The organism is Faecalispora anaeroviscerum, assembly GCF_947568225.1.
Classification (GTDB): domain Bacteria; phylum Bacillota; class Clostridia; order Oscillospirales; family Acutalibacteraceae; genus Faecalispora; species Faecalispora anaeroviscerum.
Genome location: NZ_CANOOQ010000001.1, coordinates 1333936 through 1353751, shown reverse-complemented (window position 1 = coordinate 1353751; position 19816 = coordinate 1333936). Strand labels below are relative to the sequence as shown.

The window sequence follows — 19816 nt, the reverse complement described above, 5'->3', positions numbered from 1 at the left end:
GGGCTATTCGCTCTCTGGCGGGGTGTGGGGTTCTGTTAAGAGTAACTGAATATCTTCAAACTTATCCCCTTCATATGTTATTTGTCGAATTCTTCTTTCTGCCTGTTCAATTTCTTTCCTAATCCTTTGTAATGTACTTAGAAAGTTTTCGTCACTTATATCACCATGATCGTATTGAAGGCTTACATCTGAATATTCAGATTCAGATGTATAGACTTGGGATTTCAGATTATTTAAGGTCTGTGATAAAGAATCGATATATAGCTGAAAATCCTCTTTGTTTTCAATCAGCAAAAGTTCAGTAGAAACGCCAAAGTATTCTGCGATTTTTTGCAAAGTCTTTGCATTTGGAGTCGTTCCTTGTTTTTTCCACATAGAAACTGTGGATTGCCTTATTTTAATATCGCGGCTAACTTGCGTTGGCGTAACACCTTTTTGCTGACACAATTGATAAAAGATATCATAGAACTTCATAAACACGCACCTTTATATTTAGTGGTTTTAGATAAATATCAGAAATCTGATAATAAGTCATTGCAAATACCAGAAATCTGTTATATTATAAATACCAGAAAGTTGATACACACATATTACCATACATCGAAAGGGGGTGCAATACCTTGAGAATAGATAAGCTAAAATTAGCTTACGCAATGCTTAAAGCGGGAATAGATAGCTCAAAAAAGCTTGCCGAAGTCGCGCAAGTTTCTGTCAATACAATTTCTCGCATTCTAAACGGCGGCAGCGCGAAAGTTCCCACTGTACGCAAGATAGCGGCCGCACTTAATGTTGACCCAATGGAATTGATTGAAAGAGAGGCGTAACCATGGCAAATGACATGCTACATATCCCCGTCAAGGCCGCAATGATACGGCATCCAGACGGAAGTTATAGCATCGACCCTGAACGCAGCGAATACGCTGATATTTCAGCCGACGATTTTGCCCGCTTCCTCATCCATCAGTTCGGCCACGATGCGATTTTTAAAGAGGGGGTGGGGGATTGACCACCAAATACAGCAGCACCAGCGTCAGGCCGTCCGACTTCACGGATACCGGTAATGCCCGAATATTTGCCCGGGAGAATCGGGGCGAGGCTATCTATGTCAAGTCTATTGACTGGCTCACATGGAACGGTACGGCGTGGACAGAGGGTGAACTGGAAGCGGCCGGGCTGGCCATGAAAGTCACTGACCGCATGATGCAGGAAGCCCGCGAAGAAATCAAAGCGGCGGGGGATGCTATGACAGCTGCCACGGTAACCAATGATGACGAGGCGAAGAAAAAAGCAAAGCAGCAGCTTGACCTTGCCGAGGCGTACCGGAAACACGCGAAAACATCCCGCAACCAGCCCAAAATAGCGGCTATGCTCAAGCTGGCCCGAACGCTTATGCAGGTAAAACCGGACAAGCTGGACGCGAACCCGTATTTACTTAACACTCCGGCGGGAATGGTTGATCTGCGTACCAAGCAGGTTCTTCCCCATGACCCGAAAGCATACTGCACCAAGATTACCAAATGCGGCCCGGGCAGTGAGGGGCGGCAGATGTGGGCTGAATTTCTGGATACCATCAGTGGCGGTGACGGTAAGATGCAGAACTTTCTTCAACAGGTGGCCGGCATGGCTGCTGTGGGAAAGGTCTTTGAGGAAAACCTTATTATCGCTATCGGTGACGGCAAGAACGGAAAGAGCGCTTTCTTCAATGCGCTGGCAAACGTGCTGAACGATTATGCAGGGACGATTGCCGCCGAGATTCTCACCACGGCCAACCGCAACAAAGGCGCGGAGCTGGCAACCCTCAAAGGGAAACGGCTCATTATCGCCGCCGAAACAGAGGAAGGCGCACGGCTCTCTGCGTCCGTGCTGAAGCAGATTGCCAGTACCGACAAGATTCACGCCGAACGAAAGTATAAAGATCCTGAGGACTTCCAGCCAAGCCACACCACCATATTGTACACGAATCATTTCCCCAAAATGAGCAGCACTGACACCGGTGCATGGAGGCGTTTAAAGCCGGTTCCGTTCAATTCCAAAATTGAAACCAAAAGCGAGGTGAAGAACTACGCTGATGTTCTCGCCCGGAAAGCTGGCCCGGCTATTATGGAATGGATTGTTGAGGGAGCAGCCGATTACATTGAACGAGGCCACAAGCTGGTAATTCCCGAATTTGTCCAAGAGGCCATAGAAATGTATGAAAATGAAAATGACTGGATGGGCGAATTTTTAGAAGAGTGTTGCGTAATCGAGCAAGGGCGGAGCGTGGGGTCTCAATCTTTATATGATGCCTATCATAATTGGGGAAAATTGACACAGGGATATGCGCGAAGCAAAAGTATATTTAAAAAAGAACTAGAAAAGCGCGGGTATTTTTCAGGCAAAGAAAGCAAAGGAATTATGTGGTATGGTCTTAGTTTAATTCCTCAAGAATCAAACTATCAATACCGAATGTATGGCTAAAAATGCAGGTGAGTGCAGGTAAATATGTACCTTTTTAAAAATAAAAAATAGAGTTCTCATAAGGGGACTTTAGGTATTGATTTGCATTGACCTGCACAACCCGCATTCTGACTGGACTTTTTTTGAAAGGGAGGTAAAAGCGTGAGCAGACTTATTGTAGTAAAAGCTTCAGAACTGCCCGAACCCGTCACAAGCTATTTTCTTCCGTGGAGCATGGAAATGATTTACGAGAGAGAGCCCGAACTGAAAAGTATTGTGCAATACGCAATAGCGCAGAAACACCGGCACATTGCTGCCCGTTATTCCGCATATTCAGCCGCTAAATTAAATTCCAATAAACTGATTGGCTGGGGCGCTCGAGACCCACGGCTCAGAAGTTCAGAAGCTTATGACGCTTATTTGGGCTATATTCTTGGCGAATTGAAAATTTGAAAGAAGGCGAAATCAATGAACGAAGCTCAAAAGCTCTATTTTTTAAGAGGCCAGATATACAGCATGGGCCTTTACCTTAATGAGGCTTTGAGAAATATTCGACCTGCTGTGCCTTACAATGAATACGCAAAATTGACCGTGGAGCGTATTGAAGATGTTTGCTGCTTACTGGAAATGTTGCAGCAAGAATTTTTTGGTACGGAAAGGAGGTGAACACTTTGATCCCGCCCGAGAACAACAATCCTTGTTGTCCGTTGCGACAATTCGCCCCCTGCATCGGCGACTCTTGTGCATGGTTCTGCATCAATGAATGCGCTCTTGTAGCACTGAACAGCAACCTTGCCGACATTGTCCCGGCCATTTCAGAAATCAATGAAAAGGAGTGATTATTCATGGCACAAAAAAATAGCGCCCTGACGGCAGCCACCGTACAGAGCGCAAAGACACTTGAACATAATCAGAATACCGCAAATCCCGCAAAAACGCAAGCCCCTATGTCTTTGGGTGAGCGTATCCAGATCGAGCGTATGGTTCGAGAAGCGTACATGGACGGGAAAAGCGGGACAGCTACTGACTTCTATACCTTGAGTGATGAAGAGTATTTGACGCAATTTCAAGAAGTCAACGCGTTCAATCTCACCGGCGCCGCCCAGCGTTACATTATCCTGCTTCGCAGGGCCCTGCAGAGCGCATATGAGGCAGGTTGCCGGTCGGCGTTAAAGGAGGTATCAGCATGAACTATTCCGGTGTACTAATCCGAGAATATCCTTCTGGAAACTGCGTCTCGATTGATTCATTTACAATGCTTCCTGAAACCGCCGAGAGCTGGAATGCAAAGTGCCGCGCGCAGTTTCTTCGCTACTATGTTCAGGAGCATGGCCACGAACCGGATGATTTTGAAGCCGAGTATGCAGAGCATGTCAATTGGGCCTATGCCGTATGCGGCAGCCGTCGATAAAATTTAAAGGAGAAGTCAAAATGAACACAAAGAAATTTAAGGTAGTCCCTGGCTATATCGTTGAGTATTCCTATTCCAATCACGTCTGCATTTCTAAGGAGGAATTCAACCATTATTATGGCATCATGAATCTTTATGGTGAGGTTTCGGACGAGCAGGCTATGGCCGCTGTTTTAAACCTTCCCGCGAATCCCAGCGACGACGACGACCAGATCACCAATATTTTTGATGAAGCCAGTCTGTTCAGAATTTGGATTTGCGACCCGAAGGAAACGCCGGTTGCCAAAGTGGCGAATTTCTTCACTGCGGCAAAGCTGGGCCTCCTGTCAAAGAGAGATGCACAGTATGCGGATGAATCGTTCCTTCTTCTGCTGCTTCGCAATTCAGATTATGTGGTGGTCGAATTTAAGGATGGCCGCCAGGTAGTTTTGACAGGGGCAGACCTTGGTAACCTTGTATGAAGGTTTTTATATCCTACCACCCCCAAGAGCAGGAAGCGGCGGCAGCCCTCTTCCAGGCCGCCCGGCAGATTCTACCCCGGGCAAGAGTACACAAAACCGACAACAAGCCCCCGTTTGTTCATGTATATCTGACCACTAGAAATCCTGAAAACCCGCAATCTACCGGGAAAATTGATTGACATACCCCCTGTTAGTTGATATACTTAAAATATAAATAAAGGCACAGAGTACCGCCAATAGGCAGCCATTCAAAGGCATGGGAAAACAGCTTAACCGCTGTGATCTCATGCCTTTTTTGCGTGTCAAAAGCAGCATCTAAAAAACAAGTTGAAAGGGGAACGTTATGTTCGCAGCAAAAAACAGCTTCATTCGCGAACTTCGCAGTACGGTTGATACCTTCGGGGGCAAAGTAGCTTCCTTGTCCTCTCAGGCGGCAGCCGAAGAGGAAAAATTCAAAAGCGACATTATTACCCAAACGTATCGCAATCAGCGCATGTCTGAAATCCAAAAAGAATTTCAGGATGCCCAGGTAGAAGCGGTTCATGCCGTTGCCGAGACTCAGCAGAATTTCAATACCCGTGTGGATATTTGGGCAACACCCGCCGGTTCTAAGCTGGACGTGGATCTGGAATTGCTCAAAGGCAGCATTACTCTGACACAGGACGAGCTTGTCGCTCTGATTGAGAAGCACAAAGGCAATGCCATCATGCAGCGCGCATTTAAGGAGTATGCCAGCAGGGCTGGATTTTCAGTCATTCTGACGCACGACGCCGCACACAAGAAAGAAGAGTTTCAGCGGGTCGTAATTGCTGCCAGATCCATGCTTACCGCTCAAACGCTCGATCGGAAGGGCTACGGCTATGACTACTATGAAAAGCACTGGGATGAAATTGTTCAGCCGATCGACGACGAGCTGGGCGATATGAAAGAAATGTACACAAAATCAGAGGGCGGCAATATGCCCGAATAATGGAGGAATGATTTATGGCTGATACTTTTCTCGGCTTACCATTTGATGCAGACATTTTTAATTCTGTATGGACTTCTGAGCCCGATCCGGTGAAAACCGTTATGCTGAACAGCGGCGCCCTGGTGGAAGACGCTGTAATTGCAGAAATGATAAAGGAAAGCGGGAATCTGTACACCCTGCCGTTTTATGAAACGCTGGACGGAGAACCGGATAACTACGACGGAGAAACGGACATCAATTCTACCGAAACCAGCAGCGGTTATCAGACCGGTGTTGTCTTTGGCCGCGCGGTTGGCTTCACCGCACGCAATTTTGTTGCTGAGCTGACCGGTGCGGACCCGATGGGCAACATCACTTCAAATATCGCCCGATATTGGCAGAAAAGGGATCAAGGCCGGTTGTTATTGATCTTAAATACCATCTTGAATATTTCCGGGACAAGCGGCAATGCAAAGAAATGGCACGACAGCCATATTTTTGATCTGTCTTCTCCCACCGCGACACCTTACAAGATCGGAGTAACGGATCTAAACGATGTGGCTTCCAGCGCAGCAGGCGATAACAAGTCTATATTCAGCCTCGCAATCATGCATTCCCACGTTGCCAGAACGCTTGAAAACCTTCAGGTGCTTGAATACTGGAAATTCAGCGATCCAAACGGGCTGCAGTGCAGCGTCGCTCTCGGCCATGTGAATGGATACTCTGTTCTTGTTGATGATAGCGTTCCGGCGGCCCCTGTGGGCGGCAGTGGTGATAATAAGGCCTTGACCAAGTACACCACCTACCTGTTGGGTAATGGCGCTATACGAACGGCTAAAGGGCGCGTGGACGTTCCGAGCGAGATTGAGCGCGTCCCTGCTTTTAATGGCGGTCAAGAAACGCTTTATACCCGTACCCGCAAGACATTTCACCCGAATGGATTCAGCTTTACTCCTCCTTCTTCCGGTTTCTCTGGTTCTCCTACTGACGCGCAGCTCGGTGATGTTTCGAACTGGGAAATCAAGTTCGATCCTAAAACTATTCCGATCGCCGCACTCATTACGAACGGCTAAAGGGCAGGTGATGCAAATTGGCAATGGGCTACGACGGCAGTATTAATATTGACACCAAGATTGACGGAAGCGGATTTAACAAAGGCATCAAAGGAATCAGCAGTGGTTTAGATGGAATCACGTCGTCTTTGAAAGGCCTTGCAGCGGCTGCCGGTATCGCTTTTGGAATAGCCGCTGTTGTCAATTTTGGTAAAGCTTCAGTAAGCGCCGCAACGGAACTTTCCAACGCCATGATGGGTCTGCGGAGCATCACGGAGGGTCAAGGCCGCAGTTTTAAGGCCGCGCAGGACTTTATCCAGCAATACACAGCCGACGGCCTGATTCCGGCCACGAACGCCATCACGGCGTATAAAAATCTTGCCTCCCGCGGTTACACTGACCCACAGATCCAGACCACATTACAGGCACTGAAAGACTCCGCTGCGTTCGGGCGGCAGGCCAGTTACTCCCTTGGCGACGCCGTAACAAGCGCCACTGAAGGTCTGAAGAACGAAAACAGCATCTTGGTTGATAATGCCGGCGTCACAAAGAACGTTGCGAAGATGTGGGAGGACTACGCCAAAAGTATTGGCGTTTCCACGCAAGACCTTACGAAACAGCAGAAAATTCAAGCCGAGTACAACGGTATTATGGAGGAAACCCGCTTCCAGACCGGCGATGCCGCCAAACTGGCCGGTACATACTCCGGACAGGTACAGCAGCTCGGGTTTAATTTTAACAACCTAAAGGTTGCCGTTGGTAAAGCGATATTGCCAATAGCTTCTGCTGTGCTCCCCTCCCTAAACGCAATCATAACCGCCCTTACTCGGGTTGCCAATCTCTTCGCGCAAGTCACAACGGCTCTGTTCGGGCGTCAGGCCGCTCAACAGCAGGCAGTGGCGAACACCGCAACCAATATTGCTACTTCCTCAAATGACGCCGCAAAGGCACAGAACAAGCTTGCCGACGCAACCAAAAAGGCCGGTAAGGCCGCTGATGGCGCACTTGCGGGATTTGACGAACTGAACATTTTGCAGCAAGATACTGCGTCCGGTAGCTCAGCGGCAGACGTCTCCACCCCTGACGTTTCCGGCGGCGCAGTGATAGATCCCATCGGTGGGCAAGAAATTGGTGCGGGCGTTACAGTCAGCCCGGCGGTGCAGGCCGCGGCGGATACCATCAGAGGAATTTTTGCAGGCCTCAACACCGCGCTCATTCCAACAAAAGTTGCACTTGCCGGGTTATGGGGCGAATTCCAGCGGCTGGGCGGCTTCTCTTGGTCAGCTTTACAGGATTTTTATAGCGCCTTTCTTGTGCCGGTCGGACGCTGGACGCTTGGAACTGGGCTGCCGGGCTTTATCAACGCCCTACGCGATGGTATGTCTAAAATCAATTGGGGCAAAATCAACAGTTCGCTGCACGATCTTTGGATAGCACTGGCTCCATTCGCGGTAAATGTAGGCTCCGGCCTGCTATGGTTTTGGGAAAAGGTTCTGGTGCCGCTGGGAACGTGGACAATGAACAACATAGTCCCACTGTTCCTAGAAGGGTTGGCGGCAGCAATCATCTCCCTTAATAGCTCAATTAATATTCTAAAACCTCTGGGAACTTGGCTGTATGATAATTTTTTAGTTCCGCTTGGAGCGTGGACAGGCGGCGCCATTCTTGGAGTTCTCACTGGCCTTAAAAATATTTTAAGCGGCCTGGCCCCTGTTATTTTAGGGGTTGTTGGTGCGATGACAGCCTATTATCTTATTACAAAAGCAATGTTGATTTGGGAAGCAGTTTCCAAAGCCATGGCATTAGGAATAACAGCGTATGAAATGCTGAGAAATGGAGTAAGCTTGGCGGCCACCGCGCAGGCCGTGTTCAATGTTACTTTAGCAGCGAATCCCATAGGAATCGTTGTTGTTGCTATAGGTGCCTTGATCGCTATTATAGTGGTCATGATTCAGCACTGGGATGCTGTTTCCGCGGCTGCCGCCTCATGTTGGAATAGTATTGTGAATGCATGGAACGCTGCCCCCGCATGGTTTGATTCTCAAATTGTGCAGCCCATATCTTTGTTTTTTACCGCTTTATGGGATCAAGTCAAAGCTGCAGGTGCCGCCGCATGGGTTTGGATTCAGAAAGCGTGGGCCTCTGCCGGCGCATGGATGAACACCAACGTGGTACAGCCTATCAGCAAGTTTTTTGCCGGGCTATGGACAGGAATACAAACCGCAGCAAGCAACGCCTGGAAATCAATCTCCGGTGTGTGGCAGACCGTTTCGGACTGGTTTACAGAGCACGTTATATCTCCCATCGAAAAAGGCTTCAAAGGCTCTATCAACGCAATGATTGGCATGGTGGAAGGATTCGTAAACAGCTTCATTGGCGGCGTCAATAAGATCATCGAAGCGCTGAATTCTATCCATATTGACGTTCCAAAGAATATTCCCAAAATCGGCGGCATCAAGTTCGGATTTGATATTCCGACGCTCGGAAAGGTGTCCATTCCTCGCCTTGCCACCGGCGCGGTCATCCCGCCGCGTGCAGAATTTGCAGCGATTCTTGGCGATCAGTCAAACGGACGGAACATAGAAGCCCCGGAAGGGTTGCTTCGCAATATTGTTCGGCAGGAAGTCGGTGATCTGCTCGGTTCGCAAGGTGCACCGAATTTTACCGTTGAATCAAAAGGCGACTTGGGAGCATTGATAAGCCTTCTTCGCCTTGAAATTCGTAGAGAGGACAACCGGGTCGGAACAGCGTTTGCAACAGGAGGCGGTCGGTTTTGATTGTTTCTTTCTCGGTTCTTCACCTGAAACAGCTTGCTGCCCTTGCCGCATCTAAGGAAGCGTTACAAGCAGAAGCCCAAAAGCAGCTCTATGATTATAAACCGCTTGCAATTGGGCTTCGTGCCATGTGCTTAAAGACAGGGCAACCGGAGAACTTCCCGCTCATAAGAAGTCTTATCATTGACGAAAGCGAAACTATTTCCGTTGGTGAAAAACGCACTTTAATTTGCCTGGACGCAGATTGTCCGACAGAAATAAAGCTGACCGAGGATGGACTTGCATATTTCGGCACCATCCTCGAACAGTTCTTTGATGTGGATTTTTTAACCGGACTTGAAGAATACCTTCGAAAATACAACCTGAACGAGCGCAGAACATATGACGCCATTCGTGGTTCAAGCATCCATGCGCTTGTGGAGTGGTTCGAAGATTTCACCAACCCGAAGCCCGAATATGATCGTGACCGGTGTAAACACGTTGCCGGCATGATTGAATTAGAGCTGCAGCGCAGAAAGGAGGGAAGCTCTCATGATTAGTATCTTGATTGGCTCGGCCTGCCTGCTGGGCAGTGTAGTGTGTTTAGCTGTCACTGGCCTGATTGTCATGGCGGCGGTCGAGTATGTAAATGCGTATAAGAAAGACCAGAAATGATAGAAAGCGCCGCGCGCGTATCGTGTCTACTAATTCTTTTCTTTAGAACTCTAAAATCTCTAAATAGGCTCTTTTTAAGGCCTCACAAATCTCGCCATACCTTCTTTTTTATGGCCTCCGAAATCTCCGAATAGTCTCTTTTTATGGTGTCGAAAATGTCGGGATGCCGTTTCATTTTACGCGCACGTAATCGTGTCATTAAACCGCTGAATAAATGCAACGCAACGTTGCAACGCGTTGCAAAAAAATGCTCGCAAAACGTTCGCCTTAAAGCCGTGATTTTCTCAACCGGTACGCCGCTTAAATGTTAGGGTTTGTTAGGAATCTGTACGGCTTGCGGGCTCGAATAATACTGTGATTTACTAGGGTTATATCCTATCAATTCCTAGCATTTGATACGAACAAATACCAACAATTCATGCTACACTTTGCAACCGTGAATTTAAAGAATTATGAAGTTTTACCTTAGGCTTTCTTAGGGTCACATACCAGTATTTACAAGGGTCAAAGGAGTACTTAACATGGAAACAAACGAAGAACTTGCCCTGCGCGTCAAGTCGGGCGATAGCGAAGCCGTGGCGGCTCTGTGGGAGCAGACAAAGAAACTTGCCTATCAGTTTGCCAATCGCTTCTATATCCGCAGCATGACTTCCTGTGCGTCCGCTGGTGTTGCTCTGGAAGATGTGAAGCAGGAATGTTTCCTTGTCGTTCTGGATGCCGCGAGAGCCTTTGACGAAGAAAAGGGCTTCAAGTTTACGTCCTATATCTCTTTCCACGCAAAGAACCGCTTTAATGCCCTGATTGGTATCCGGGGCGGCGCCGGCACGAAACTGTTGAATTGCGCTGGCAGTTTGGATGAGCTAATTCCCGGAACCGAAGACGTAACCATAGCAGACAGCATACCAGACGAGAACGCTGCACAAGCCTTTGAAGATGCAGAGCAGGAAATGTACCGGCGTCAGCTCCACGGCGCAATGGAACAGGTGCTGGGTACGCTGGACGAGCAGCAGGAAGAAACAATCCGTAGCCGGTACTATCAAGGTATGACCTTTGAAGCAATCGCCCAGCAGGAAGGACTTTCTCGCGAGCAGGTTAGGCAGCTTGTAGCGAAAGGACTTCGGGGCCTGCGTAAGCCATCTTGTTCTCGGCTTCTCCGTCCGTTGTTTACAGACTATGACAAGGCGTACCAGGGAACCGGCTTTAACTCATGGAAAGACCGGGGGAGTGTTGAGGAAAGGTTGGTTGAACGGGCGGAAAGCCGAACAATTAGAATTATTTTAGAATCATAAAACAAATAAAAAGAGCCACACTGGATTTATTTCCGTGTAGCTCTTTTTATTATAATAGTTAATTAATAATAGGATCAGCAGATTCTGGTAATTGATCTTTACTGGTAGTGGCCTGACTTTCTTCTTCTATCTTTTCCTTTAAATACTGCACCATATTAACCATTGGAAGAACAATTTTACCATTTTGATACGTATTAGCAGAAATGTTTAAAATCAGTGAGCGAGCAATAGAATATAATGTACTCCCGCCGTTAACAAATAGCATTGGAATAAAATCTTCTTTTGAAAGAGAAGGCGTAGAAAAACATCCTTCTATTAAAACCTCAATTTTTGACTTTAATTTCTTGACTTTGGTGCTGTTTACCGTTACTGTGACAGATAATTCAACATAGCCAATTAAGCCGTTATCCTCATTTTCACCAAGCCTATTAATATTCACATCAAGACCAAATGAGTATTTTATATCCTTGCCGAGGTTTACTAGATTATTACTTACCTTAATTGATTTAATAGAATTGCCAATAAAATCAAGATCAGCAGTTATTTTATTTAAGTCCATTATGATGCAACACCTACACCTTCTAAGTGACTAATTTTTGATACATCATTCGGCGTGTAACAAAATTTAATAACAGGATGTAGTGCGTGATCAAAAGTGTATTTTTGATCATACTCATCCTCACACATAGTATCTGATAATGGATTAATGAAATGCAGATTTAATTTTGTGGCTATATCCGACAAAGTGTTGATAGTAAAATTATAGTCTCCACTTTCCCATTTAGAAACCATTCCCTGGCTAACTCCCATGTGTTCCGCAAAAGCAGTTTGGCTCATCCGCATTTCCTTTCTTTTTTTTGCAATAGTTTCAGACAATTCCATTAAAACTACGGATTTTGACAACTCGGCCATACTCATATTGCCTGCAATCTGCTTTAGCAGTTCATTAAGAGGCACACAATATTCGTTGTTTAACATATTTTTCTCCTTTTCAGAAAGTCATTTGTTGTAACCGCTTTTGTGCTACAGGGAGATGAGAACTATACTCTGTTACTTTTTTTCCTGATTTCTCATAGAAAGTGTGCAATAACAGCGTCCCATCGTCCGTAATTGAAAAGATTATACGCAAATTGTAATTTGAACTTTCAAAATGCATAGAATACATATTAGCGCAATCATTACCACCCAAATTTTCAAGTCCGTTTTGGCCAATCGCATTGGGACCATCATTTTTTAATCTGACTAAATATTCTTTTAATTTTTTTAGGAATCTCGACTCCATACCTGTGCGATTTGTGAGCTCAAGTATTTCTTGGACACACTCCTTATGCACATAAACATTAGCAAAACAATTAAACAAGTTTGTTAATCGTTCTATGTACTTTATTTTGTTCAAGTATACACTTCCTTATTCCTATTTTATTACTTATAAGTCATATTTGCAACTGTTATTTAAATTTTTCAAAAAATAAAATCAATTAATCTCTAAAATTCTATTGATTAATATTATATACTGTATTGCGACAATTACAATATGGTTTTTATTTCTGAATATTTTCATAGAGAACAAGGAAAGGAAAATTTTGATTTAATGCTTGTGTGACGAAGAAATTTTGCGTACAAGAAAATACTTTCACAAGCAGAAATCAGAACCAATTATCATACAGAGAATACTTGAATAAAATTTCAGGGAAACAATGTTGCGTATCACCTCGACCATTGAAAAACCCGCATAGGTACTGGGAATTCCAGTGTTTATGCGGGTTTTTTTATTGCCTTTGTATCATAATAAAACATTACTAAAAATAGAGAAAAATTGATAAGATGCAAGTCAAGATGCAAGTCAAGATAGTGCCCTCATTCCTGGCCGGGAGATGAGGGCGCTTTTATTGCATTCTCTACTTGCCCCAGCCTTTCATAAATCAGTGCTTGGTTTTTAATAATGGTGTTAAGGTTCTGATTGATAAGCTCCAGCTCTCGCTGCAATTTGTCGTCCATGGTGACTACCCCTTTTCTTTTAGGGTAGCATAAAACATATGGAAATATATGGAAATGTGAAGAGATTTTACGCTTTCCCTTCCACAAACCACCTGTTGCCCTCCAACCAGATAAACCGCTCCCGCCCTTTAATCCGACATAAATAACGGATACCAGTACCGCCGGCCTTTAAAGAGGCGGCCTTCCGCACGTCTAGCACACAATCAATCTCAAAAAGCTGGTCCGGCGACCAGCGTACAGCCAGCGGGATGATCCGACCATCCTCAGTATACTGCACGATCATATCAACATATTTTTTCATAGTCTTCACCCTTTAAAAATAACCGATCGGGTGAATCGTGTGGTCCTTCTTTGGATCAAATCCAGACAGCTCCGGGTCCTGCAGCAATACTGCCGGCCGCACAGCGCTGGTACCAAAGCGCCTCTTCAAACTGTCGACGGCAGTATCCAGCCGTTCCCTGCACAGCTGCTCCTGTCCTGCGCCGAACAAATCCATCTGCAGCGGAGTAGAATCACTGACCAGGTCGGAGATACTGATGCCAAGGCTACGTATGGGCTGCTGCCAGTAGTAATGCCGGGTAAATAGATCCATACCAGCCCGTGCGATCTCTGCAGTAATGTTTGTATAATTGGCCATGGTATGCTGCCGCGTAAAGCTCATTAGCTGATTATCGCGGACGCTGATGCTGATGGTGCGCCCCTTACAGCCATGCTCCCGGAGCCGCCGGGCAACGCTGTCCGCCAGTACATAAAGGATAATTTTAACATCCTCGTTGTCAACAAGATCACGCGGCGTGGTGGTGCTATTGCCGATACTTTTCACTTCTTTGCGATCTTCATAACGGGAAACTGGCGTGATATCATAACCATTTGCAAAAGCATACAACACGCTGCCCCATTTACCGAACCAACCTTTGAGAGTTTGCTCAGACGTGCTGGCCAGGTCACCTATTGTGTGCCGGGCATAGGACTCTAATTTACGCCGGGTTGCGCTGCCCACATACAACAGATCACCTGCCGGCAGCGGCCAGGCTATTTGCTGATAATTAGATCTGCCTATTTCCGTGACTGCATCTGGCTTTTTGTAATCCGATCCCAGCTTAGCGAAAATTTTATTATAAGACACACCTATGCTCACGGTGATCCCTAGCTCATACTTAATGCGTTCACGGATTTCGTGTGCTAATTTCACGCCATCTACATTATTACCTGTGACATCAAGCCAACACTCATCCAGGCCAAAGGGCTCCACCTGATTGGTATAGTCCAGATAAATCTCATGGCAAAGCTGCGAGAAGCGCTGATATAGCTCAAAGCGTGGGGGTACAATGACCAATTCGGGACACTTCTGTTGAGCTTGCCAGAGGGCCTCGCCTGTTTTGATACCATATTTCTTCGCATGTTCATTCTTTGCAAGGATAATGCCATGACGCTGTTCAACGTCGCCACCTACGGCCACTGGTTTATCCCTTATTTCGGGTCTATGCAAGCACTCCACACTCGCGTAAAAACTGTTACAATCTGAATGCAATATAATTCGATCCACATTTCCACCTCCGAACGCTTGTTCTAGTGTATGCTCTTTTATATTAGAACATGCGTTCGCAAATATCAATGGAAATGCTGACCAGCATGATCTGAGTTATCAGAATTTTTTCTTTTTGGCCTGCACATAATATTAGAAGATAACTATGGCAACCTGTATAGGAGGTTTGCGCGATGGCAACGAATGTACCGAAAATTAAAATCAGGAGCTAAATCGATGGGATTACAAAAACAAGCATTATCATCAGGTATGATTGGGGTTATTTCTTTTATCCTAAGCGATATTCTTGGCTGCATCCTTGTGCAAGGATATAATCCTATAAAATCTTATATTAGCGTTTTATCTGCGGATCAGACGCCGCATTCTAGTATAATGCGAATCTTAATAATAATATATCAAGTTTTTTTTCTGATTTTTTCAATTACTCTTTGCATCAAATTTTTCAAAGGGCACTACTTTTATGCACGTGTAGGAAGCATATTACTTTTTGGTATTGCGTGCTTATCACTTATTACATTCGGTGTTTTCCCTATGACGGCAGAATCTGCAATCAATCCGCAAAATATAATTCACCTTATTTTAGCAATAGCCATTATTGCCTTGCCGCCTATTGCTTTATTTTTACTTTCTCTTGGCTATCGGCAGCATGAACTTAATTTTCTCAGGAATCTATCGCTGACAGCGGCTATCTTTATTGTGCTTTTCAATTTATTGCATTTAGTAGGTATTAAAAATGAATGGAATATATTAGGTCTTATACAAAGGCTTAGTGTTTATACTTTCCACGCCTTTACTTTCTTCTCATCAAGAATTTATGTAAGGACAGAAAGCAGAGCATGGCGTTGACGTTATATATCTATACAAATAAAAAATCCCCTCAACCGGAATCATCCAGCTGAGGGGATCGTCATTTTTATTCGGTTTTGTCCGTCTTTTCTGGCAGGGCTGCTTCCGCTTTCGTTTCCACCTGGCTTTTCAGATTATCAACAAAGCGCATCAAAAACGGCGGCAGGTTCACACCAATGTCGGCCATGTTCTCTAAAATAGAAATCAGCTCATTGCAGATTAGCCAGATCGCGACCAGGCAGGCGATAGCGTATCCAAAATTAAGTACAATCCCGACCTGCTCCGCAGCGTAGGCAAGCAGTATGTCAAAAATAGCGCCGACACCTACCAGCAGCCACATGCAAATCTTTTTTGCAATGCCTCGGAACCCGGTGTAGCTATTAACTTTCTGGCCCCGGTATTTTGCCGCCGCCAGTCCAGTTCCATAGTCGATGATGTTGCAGGCCACCAGCAGATAAACTGGGATTGCCAGAATGCCGAGCCACGCCGACAGCGCCGCAAATACGCCCACAAATACCGCTTTGATTTTATCCATTATGTTATCCCCCTCACAAAACATTGAAATTGCACTGCACGGTCTGGCCGGCAGCGCTTACGGTGATATGTCCATGCCTTACAACCGGTTCGGGCGGCAGACCCTGCACGTCGATCAGCCAGCCGCGGCCTTTGGGGTCTTTGTATTTACGCAGCACCCGAATAACATCCCGGCCAGTAACATCAACTTCCGGCTCCTTTTCGCACCGGGCCAGCAGGGTATAGGTCTCACTTGCCGCCATGTCCTTGCTGCTGGTGTCGAGGGTCAGGCCGGCGATGGCGGGAGTAGCAACTGCTGCAAAATCCTTGTAGCAGTAGTTCATATCCACGCGCCCACTGATGCCTGGCAGGCTTCCGCTGCTGCTGTACTGCCACATATCATACTTGCCGGTGTAGGTAACCTTGCTGCTATACTGTGCCAGCCAGAACGTATACCCCGCGAGCTGCGCCATGTCGATCCGGTTCATCGCCCAATCCTTGTTGGCGTATACCCCTGCAACATACCCGGCGGCGGTGACGCGTTCACAAAAGATGCGGCAAATGTCGCTTGCCATCTGTTTGCTAATGCCGCCGCGCTTGGCTTTGTAGCCGTCGGCGTCCTCCATGTCAATGTAGACCGGGTAGACCGGTTTTAGGCCATTGAGCAGCCGCAGGGCATGTGAGGCTTCGCTCTCGGCCTCGGCTATACTCATTGCGTAGCTGTAAAGATACGCCCCCCACGGAATGCCCAGTCGGTTGCACTCGGCTACATTTTGCCCCCACTGTTTATCGTCCTGACTGGACATATCGCTGCCAATCCCGCAGCGCAGGATTGCAAAATCAATATTGCCTTTCAGCTTGTCCCAGTCAACGCACCCGTTGGCGTTGCTGACGTCGATACCTTTAAGCATTTATGTTCAGCTCCTTTTTAATCTCTGCAACCTGTTCCGATGTCATGCGAGGATAGTCCTTAATTATGTTCTCGAAATTTTCCCCGGCAACAAGTCTGCGCGCGAGTACTTGGCAGGCAATTTTAAGTAAGATGCTCATTGCGCCTCACCTCCGAATGCCAGTGTTGCAATTGCGGCCTGCATATCGTTAATCGCCGCCGCCTGCTCCTGCACCTGCTGCTCTGTGTAAGTGAGCTGCGCCAGTACAACGCGATACCCATCCTCAGTTATTGCATCCTCCGTACGAGATTCTGGTGTTATCTCCACCGGCACAACAGACAATTCGCTGCGGATTTTATAGGCGTCATAAATGTACTGCGCTTCGCCGTCAGTCACGACCAGCCGCCCCGTATTGTCAGCAGTCAAAGCATCGAGTGCCGCAAAATCGATTTCTGACCGTTTCAGCGTCAACTTTAGCGTTCTGCGTTCCCCGTTGTGGCTGCTGCGGGAATTGATAATCTGTAAAACCGTTCCGTTCTCAAATTTCACCTGCATACTATGCCTCCTTACTTGATCAGCACTTTGATATGAGTTTCGTCCAGCCTGGCAATCACTCGATAGCCTGATGCAGTTGCCATAGCGATTCCATTACTTGGGGAGCAGTAGCCGTTGACCACGCAAGTGCCATCATCTCTGACAACGAGTTTGCCAAGCATACCGACAGTAGACCATTCCGGGCGCTTTTCTCGGTTCTGATACTCGGCTTCCTTTGTGGGGTCATATTCAGGATTCGCCTTGAGTCGCGTTTCTGTATGCTCGGGGATTACGTTGATAGTGTTTCCTTCTTCGTCTGTTTCCGTTTCTTCTGGAATATTAATGTCCTCATAAACCAATCTGCCGTAAACATCGCGGGCGTACCGTTCCGACCAGCTTTCGGACGGGTGATCGCCAACAATAGACGGATTCCCGGATGTCACGCCGACAATGTAATCTCCATCGTTTGCGAGTTTGATCTTTTCACCAGTCAGAGTTACAAACAGTCCTACACGGTCTTCCGCGTCAGGGTTTCCGTCGAACCATTCAAAGTATTCGGAGTAATCCGCACCAGTTGTGTTGTAGGCTGAAAGGCCATACACCGAGCCATCAAAGGTAACTCTAAAGGCATTTGACAGGGCGTCAGTAGCCGTTCCATTTCCGATTACAAAGGCGTCAGCCGTAGTACTGAAAGAAGCTGCTTCACCAGTTAATGCTTTATTGTATCGCCCCATAACATGGGAGGTAATACCAGAAGCGTTTGTATGAAAGCCTTCTGCGTGAGAAAGGACGCCAGATGCGGTCGTATATCGGCCTTCTGCATGAGAATTACTACCAGAAGCAAGCGAACCTAGTCCTTCTGCGTGAGAATAAATACTAGAAGCGGTTGTATTACCACCTTCTGTATGAGAACCAATACCAGAAGCAATTGTACTAGTTCCTTCTGCATGAGAATTACTACCAGAAGCAAGCGAACCTAGTCCTTCTGCGTGAGAAAATGAACTAGAAGAAATTGTATCTTTTCCCTCTGCATGCCCCCCGCTTGTAGCTATTCCCTTACTGGTAATTAATCCGTGACACGCTGAGTTTGGCTCAAAGTCTGTAAAAGTAACAGTTTTTGTAGTAGCATCATAATTTGCTATTAAAACATTTCTTATTACCCCTGATGCTACTCGTGCAATATCAACAATATCACCAGCTATAAGGTCTGTAATTGGTGCAGAAGAAAGCGTTACTGTTTTATTGGTGTAATCAAAAGTTGCTATTTTAAGTGTCATATATCCGCTTACATAAGTATTATAACCGTCAAAGGATTCCATGGCCCAAACGGCATAGGACAGAGACATGCAGACGGTTTTACCGGAGCGAATTGATCCGTAGGCAATGATACCCTCAGAATCCTTTACCAGGCTGCTGGGGCACCACCAGGTAAGGACCGTCTTTTGTTTACGTGAAAAAGGCTTGAACTTAAAAAAGCCCTGTTTTACCTGATGCCGAAGCTTTATGGTGCCGTCAGACAGTGCTTTGCGATATGCCGCGATCTGCTCGTCAATCTTCGTCCACGTTGTCACTGTTCTGTTCCTCCCAGTCAGGGCTTGCATTATCGCCATCCTGCCAGACGTCAGCAGCTTGGCCATTCAAAGCGGCCTGAAACCCATCATCAGGAGCAGAGCTGTCGCCGGTGTCTTTTATAGCCGACTTTGCTTTGAGCAACTCGATTTCCAGGCGCCGCTTGTCATACTCGCGGCGGTGACGGTCGGCAGGATTTGCTTTAAAGTACTTGCCAAGCCATTCCAGCGCTTTCATACGGTCAGCCAGCTTTACACTGGCACCGTCCTTGCCTTGCTTCACCTCGGACAGCAAAGTACCATCAATCTCAGACGATTCTTTGAAACGCACCTCGTTGATTTCTTTGGTCGGTGCGACCTTTGCATCACTCCCCGGAACCGGAATCTGAATAGGACCGAACGGACCCATAACAGGAACCCAAGCGCGGCCAAAATCCAGAAAGTCGGTGATATCCGCAAAGGCAATATGCATGTATTTTTCCACCACATCATCGACAGAAGCAAGCAGAGCAGAGGAGCGAATCTCCTTAAGCCTGGTGATTTCGGCGCGGATACGAACATTTACTAACAGTCTCGGCCCTGCGGCATTTGCAGAAGCATAATCACACCCAAACGCTTTTTTATAGGCCATAGTCGCATTGAACGTTTTGGAGTAGTACAAGCAGAAAGCCTTTTGTGCATCGGTTAACTCGTCATTATCCTCAACCGCCTTTGTAGCTTTAATGTCAGCAAGTACCGCATTGCAACATTATCGTCCCACCCGCCACGACTCTTCCAGCTACGGACGGTTCCCGGGGATACCCCTAAAAGCTCGGCAATTTCAGACGGGGTCTTGCCCTCTTGGTACAGGATCTTTGCTTGACCCATCAATTCGGTTTTTGCCACACCCGTCATC

Annotated in this window: 30 protein-coding genes; 16 read left to right on the top strand and 14 right to left on the bottom strand. The window is 46.7% G+C overall.

All coding sequences use genetic code 11. The features are described 5' to 3' along the window. Positions 1-3: 3 nt before the first annotated feature. A complete protein-coding gene (locus QOS46_RS06710) occupies positions 4-474 on the bottom strand; it encodes a helix-turn-helix domain-containing protein (protein ID WP_283608355.1) in 471 nt (156 codons plus the stop codon). Between the two features lie 146 nt (positions 475-620). Between QOS46_RS06710 and QOS46_RS06705 the strand changes: the two genes are divergently transcribed. From QOS46_RS06705 to QOS46_RS06635, 15 genes are all read left to right on the top strand, one after another. Next, entirely contained in the window at positions 621-824 is a 204-nt protein-coding gene (locus QOS46_RS06705) for a helix-turn-helix domain-containing protein (RefSeq protein WP_283608353.1), read from the top strand. Positions 825-826: 2 nt separating this feature from the next. Beyond that, the gene (locus QOS46_RS06700; protein WP_283608351.1) at positions 827-1006 is read left to right on the top strand and encodes a hypothetical protein; all 180 of its coding nucleotides are present in this window, start codon (positions 827-829) and stop codon (positions 1004-1006) included. Further along, complete coding sequence (locus QOS46_RS06695) at positions 1003-2457, top strand: DNA primase family protein (RefSeq protein ID WP_283608349.1); 1455 nt, start codon at positions 1003-1005, stop codon at positions 2455-2457. Before QOS46_RS06700 ends, QOS46_RS06695 begins: the two co-directional genes overlap by 4 nt. A gap of 141 nt (positions 2458-2598) precedes the next feature. Then, positions 2599-2889: a hypothetical protein gene (locus QOS46_RS06690; RefSeq protein ID WP_283608347.1), complete on the top strand. Its 291-nt coding sequence runs from the start codon at positions 2599-2601 to the stop codon at positions 2887-2889. 15 nt (positions 2890-2904) lie between these two features. Continuing rightward, positions 2905-3102: a hypothetical protein gene (locus tag QOS46_RS06685; protein ID WP_283608345.1), complete on the top strand. Its 198-nt coding sequence runs from the start codon at positions 2905-2907 to the stop codon at positions 3100-3102. 5 nt (positions 3103-3107) lie between these two features. After that, positions 3108-3275: a hypothetical protein gene (locus QOS46_RS06680; RefSeq protein ID WP_283608344.1), complete on the top strand. Its 168-nt coding sequence runs from the start codon at positions 3108-3110 to the stop codon at positions 3273-3275. Positions 3276-3281: 6 nt separating this feature from the next. Next, positions 3282-3626, top strand: a complete 345-nt coding sequence (locus tag QOS46_RS06675) for a hypothetical protein (RefSeq protein WP_283608342.1) — start codon at positions 3282-3284, stop codon at positions 3624-3626. Beyond that, the gene (locus QOS46_RS06670) at positions 3623-3847 is read left to right on the top strand and encodes a hypothetical protein (RefSeq protein ID WP_283608341.1); all 225 of its coding nucleotides are present in this window, start codon (positions 3623-3625) and stop codon (positions 3845-3847) included. The genes QOS46_RS06675 and QOS46_RS06670 overlap by 4 nt, the downstream gene beginning before the upstream one ends. 20 nt (positions 3848-3867) lie before the next feature. Continuing rightward, a complete protein-coding gene (locus QOS46_RS06665; RefSeq protein ID WP_283608339.1) occupies positions 3868-4308 on the top strand; it encodes a hypothetical protein in 441 nt (146 codons plus the stop codon). Positions 4309-4651: 343 nt separating this feature from the next. Then, positions 4652-5278: a hypothetical protein gene (locus QOS46_RS06660; RefSeq protein ID WP_283608336.1), complete on the top strand. Its 627-nt coding sequence runs from the start codon at positions 4652-4654 to the stop codon at positions 5276-5278. A 14-nt stretch (positions 5279-5292) separates the two neighbouring features. Then, positions 5293-6330 carry a coat protein gene (locus QOS46_RS06655; protein ID WP_283608335.1) on the top strand — a complete coding sequence of 346 codons (1038 nt, stop codon included), beginning with the start codon at positions 5293-5295 and terminating at the stop codon, positions 6328-6330. A gap of 128 nt (positions 6331-6458) precedes the next feature. Beyond that, the gene (locus tag QOS46_RS06650) at positions 6459-9086 is read left to right on the top strand and encodes a hypothetical protein (RefSeq protein WP_283608333.1); all 2628 of its coding nucleotides are present in this window, start codon (positions 6459-6461) and stop codon (positions 9084-9086) included. Next, entirely contained in the window at positions 9083-9622 is a 540-nt protein-coding gene (locus QOS46_RS06645; protein WP_283608331.1) for a hypothetical protein, read from the top strand. Before QOS46_RS06650 ends, QOS46_RS06645 begins: the two co-directional genes overlap by 4 nt. After that, on the top strand, positions 9615-9737 hold the full coding sequence (locus tag QOS46_RS06640) for a hypothetical protein (RefSeq protein WP_283608329.1): 123 nt from the start codon (positions 9615-9617) through the stop codon (positions 9735-9737). The genes QOS46_RS06645 and QOS46_RS06640 overlap by 8 nt, the downstream gene beginning before the upstream one ends. A gap of 521 nt (positions 9738-10258) precedes the next feature. Beyond that, the gene (locus tag QOS46_RS06635) at positions 10259-11026 is read left to right on the top strand and encodes a sigma-70 family RNA polymerase sigma factor (RefSeq protein WP_283608327.1); all 768 of its coding nucleotides are present in this window, start codon (positions 10259-10261) and stop codon (positions 11024-11026) included. Positions 11027-11084: 58 nt separating this feature from the next. Here QOS46_RS06635 and QOS46_RS06630 read toward each other — a convergent pair whose 3' ends face one another. The 6 genes from QOS46_RS06630 to dinB all read right to left on the bottom strand — a co-directional run bounded on the left by QOS46_RS06630 (position 11085) and on the right by dinB (position 14570). Beyond that, positions 11085-11585, bottom strand: a complete 501-nt coding sequence (locus QOS46_RS06630) for a hypothetical protein (protein WP_283608325.1) — start codon at positions 11583-11585, stop codon at positions 11085-11087. Further along, positions 11585-12004, bottom strand: coding sequence for a helix-turn-helix domain-containing protein (locus QOS46_RS06625; protein ID WP_283608323.1), 420 nt, complete (start codon positions 12002-12004; stop codon positions 11585-11587). Before QOS46_RS06625 ends, QOS46_RS06630 begins: the two co-directional genes overlap by 1 nt. 13 nt (positions 12005-12017) lie before the next feature. After that, positions 12018-12422, bottom strand: coding sequence for a hypothetical protein (locus QOS46_RS06620; RefSeq protein ID WP_283608321.1), 405 nt, complete (start codon positions 12420-12422; stop codon positions 12018-12020). Between the two features lie 461 nt (positions 12423-12883). Continuing rightward, positions 12884-13024 (bottom strand): hypothetical protein, encoded by a 141-nt coding sequence (locus tag QOS46_RS06615; RefSeq protein WP_283608319.1) that lies wholly within the window; start codon positions 13022-13024, stop codon positions 12884-12886. Between the two features lie 67 nt (positions 13025-13091). Continuing rightward, positions 13092-13325 (bottom strand): hypothetical protein, encoded by a 234-nt coding sequence (locus QOS46_RS06610; RefSeq protein WP_283608316.1) that lies wholly within the window; start codon positions 13323-13325, stop codon positions 13092-13094. Between the two features lie 12 nt (positions 13326-13337). After that, positions 13338-14570: a DNA polymerase IV gene (gene dinB, locus QOS46_RS06605; RefSeq protein WP_283608314.1), complete on the bottom strand. Its 1233-nt coding sequence runs from the start codon at positions 14568-14570 to the stop codon at positions 13338-13340. A 216-nt stretch (positions 14571-14786) separates the two neighbouring features. Here dinB and QOS46_RS06600 point away from each other — a divergent pair, with 216 nt between their 5' ends. After that, complete coding sequence (locus QOS46_RS06600; protein ID WP_283608311.1) at positions 14787-15416, top strand: DUF998 domain-containing protein; 630 nt, start codon at positions 14787-14789, stop codon at positions 15414-15416. Positions 15417-15483: 67 nt separating this feature from the next. On the opposite strand, the gene QOS46_RS06595 is transcribed toward QOS46_RS06600, so the two are convergent. The 7 genes from QOS46_RS06595 to QOS46_RS14280 are packed head-to-tail and all read right to left on the bottom strand — an operon-like array spanning position 15484 to position 19788. Next, positions 15484-15951, bottom strand: a complete 468-nt coding sequence (locus tag QOS46_RS06595; protein ID WP_283608309.1) for a phage holin family protein — start codon at positions 15949-15951, stop codon at positions 15484-15486. Positions 15952-15964: 13 nt separating this feature from the next. Then, on the bottom strand, positions 15965-16840 hold the full coding sequence (locus tag QOS46_RS06590; protein ID WP_283608307.1) for a glycoside hydrolase family 25 protein: 876 nt from the start codon (positions 16838-16840) through the stop codon (positions 15965-15967). Next, a complete protein-coding gene (locus tag QOS46_RS06585; protein WP_283608305.1) occupies positions 16833-16979 on the bottom strand; it encodes a hypothetical protein in 147 nt (48 codons plus the stop codon). The genes QOS46_RS06590 and QOS46_RS06585 overlap by 8 nt, the downstream gene beginning before the upstream one ends. Then, positions 16976-17374: a hypothetical protein gene (locus QOS46_RS06580; RefSeq protein ID WP_283608303.1), complete on the bottom strand. Its 399-nt coding sequence runs from the start codon at positions 17372-17374 to the stop codon at positions 16976-16978. The genes QOS46_RS06585 and QOS46_RS06580 overlap by 4 nt, the downstream gene beginning before the upstream one ends. Before the next feature lie 11 nt (positions 17375-17385). Next, positions 17386-18924 (bottom strand): peptidase G2 autoproteolytic cleavage domain-containing protein, encoded by a 1539-nt coding sequence (locus QOS46_RS06575; protein WP_333782969.1) that lies wholly within the window; start codon positions 18922-18924, stop codon positions 17386-17388. Continuing rightward, positions 18902-19645, bottom strand: coding sequence for a terminase small subunit (locus QOS46_RS06570; RefSeq protein ID WP_283610789.1), 744 nt, complete (start codon positions 19643-19645; stop codon positions 18902-18904). Before QOS46_RS06570 ends, QOS46_RS06575 begins: the two co-directional genes overlap by 23 nt. Next, on the bottom strand, positions 19606-19788 hold the full coding sequence (locus QOS46_RS14280; protein WP_408611472.1) for a terminase gpP N-terminus-related DNA-binding protein: 183 nt from the start codon (positions 19786-19788) through the stop codon (positions 19606-19608). The genes QOS46_RS06570 and QOS46_RS14280 overlap by 40 nt, the downstream gene beginning before the upstream one ends. Positions 19789-19816 lie beyond the last annotated feature (28 nt).

Coding starts and splice junctions, on each gene's coding strand:
- QOS46_RS06615 (WP_283608319.1), bottom strand. CDS start 13,024: ATGGACGACAAATTGCAGCGAGAGCTGGAGCTTATCAATCAGAACCTT.
- QOS46_RS06630 (WP_283608325.1), bottom strand. CDS start 11,585: ATGGACTTAAATAAAATAACTGCTGATCTTGATTTTATTGGCAATTCT.
- QOS46_RS06700 (WP_283608351.1), top strand. CDS start 827: ATGGCAAATGACATGCTACATATCCCCGTCAAGGCCGCAATGATACGG.
- QOS46_RS06675 (WP_283608342.1), top strand. CDS start 3,282: ATGGCACAAAAAAATAGCGCCCTGACGGCAGCCACCGTACAGAGCGCA.
- QOS46_RS06640 (WP_283608329.1), top strand. CDS start 9,615: ATGATTAGTATCTTGATTGGCTCGGCCTGCCTGCTGGGCAGTGTAGTG.
- QOS46_RS06580 (WP_283608303.1), bottom strand. CDS start 17,374: ATGCAGGTGAAATTTGAGAACGGAACGGTTTTACAGATTATCAATTCC.
- QOS46_RS06610 (WP_283608316.1), bottom strand. CDS start 13,325: ATGAAAAAATATGTTGATATGATCGTGCAGTATACTGAGGATGGTCGG.
- QOS46_RS06660 (WP_283608336.1), top strand. CDS start 4,652: ATGTTCGCAGCAAAAAACAGCTTCATTCGCGAACTTCGCAGTACGGTT.
- QOS46_RS06710 (WP_283608355.1), bottom strand. CDS start 474: ATGAAGTTCTATGATATCTTTTATCAATTGTGTCAGCAAAAAGGTGTT.
- QOS46_RS06665 (WP_283608339.1), top strand. CDS start 3,868: ATGAACACAAAGAAATTTAAGGTAGTCCCTGGCTATATCGTTGAGTAT.
- QOS46_RS06635 (WP_283608327.1), top strand. CDS start 10,259: ATGGAAACAAACGAAGAACTTGCCCTGCGCGTCAAGTCGGGCGATAGC.
- QOS46_RS06590 (WP_283608307.1), bottom strand. CDS start 16,840: ATGCTTAAAGGTATCGACGTCAGCAACGCCAACGGGTGCGTTGACTGG.
- QOS46_RS06625 (WP_283608323.1), bottom strand. CDS start 12,004: ATGTTAAACAACGAATATTGTGTGCCTCTTAATGAACTGCTAAAGCAG.
- QOS46_RS06685 (WP_283608345.1), top strand. CDS start 2,905: ATGAACGAAGCTCAAAAGCTCTATTTTTTAAGAGGCCAGATATACAGC.
- QOS46_RS06585 (WP_283608305.1), bottom strand. CDS start 16,979: ATGAGCATCTTACTTAAAATTGCCTGCCAAGTACTCGCGCGCAGACTT.
- QOS46_RS14280 (WP_408611472.1), bottom strand. CDS start 19,788: ATGGGTCAAGCAAAGATCCTGTACCAAGAGGGCAAGACCCCGTCTGAA.
- QOS46_RS06655 (WP_283608335.1), top strand. CDS start 5,293: ATGGCTGATACTTTTCTCGGCTTACCATTTGATGCAGACATTTTTAAT.
- QOS46_RS06670 (WP_283608341.1), top strand. CDS start 3,623: ATGAACTATTCCGGTGTACTAATCCGAGAATATCCTTCTGGAAACTGC.
- QOS46_RS06595 (WP_283608309.1), bottom strand. CDS start 15,951: ATGGATAAAATCAAAGCGGTATTTGTGGGCGTATTTGCGGCGCTGTCG.
- QOS46_RS06600 (WP_283608311.1), top strand. CDS start 14,787: ATGGGATTACAAAAACAAGCATTATCATCAGGTATGATTGGGGTTATT.